This window comes from Micromonospora thermarum (genome assembly GCF_012034245.1).
Classification (GTDB): Bacteria; Actinomycetota; Actinomycetes; order Mycobacteriales; family Micromonosporaceae; genus Micromonospora; species Micromonospora thermarum.
On sequence record NZ_JAATEO010000107.1, the window covers coordinates 1 to 464 of the forward strand.

The window sequence follows — 464 nt, forward strand, 5'->3', positions numbered from 1 at the left end:
GGTTGGTGGTCACCAAGTCAGGGCGATGTTGTGCAGGTGGGCGATGCCGGAAGCGGCATCGGTCAATGTGTGGGCGGCGCGGCGGTAGTCGCGCAGGATCTTCCAGTTCTTCATCCTGGCCAGGGTGTGTTCGACCCGGGCGCGGATGGTGCGGTGTTGGGTGTTGAGGTCTTCCTTCCAGGCGGGCAGGTCGCTGCCGTCGGCGGGCTTGCGGTACGGGATGATCACTTCGGGGTTGCCGCGGTAGGCGCCGTCGGCCATGACGGGCCGTCCGGCCAGTTTCTGGTCGATACCCGAGGTGCGGTAGACGACTGTGTCGTTGCGGTTGCCTGGCTGGGGGTCGCCGACGGCGATGACCAGGCGGGTGCTGGCGTCGATGGCGATCTGCAGGTTCGTCGAGTACCGGTAGTTCTTGCTCCGCGCGGCGAGGCGGTGGTCCCGGGTCGGGATCAGGGTGCCGTCGA

1 protein-coding gene is annotated in these 464 nt (G+C 67.2%); it reads right to left on the minus strand.

The window, feature by feature from the left end; all coding sequences use genetic code 11:
* Window positions 1-9 precede the first annotated feature (9 nt).
* On the minus strand, window positions 10-464 hold a 455-nt coding region (locus HCJ94_RS29415), incomplete at its 5' end, for a transposase family protein (protein ID WP_168004254.1).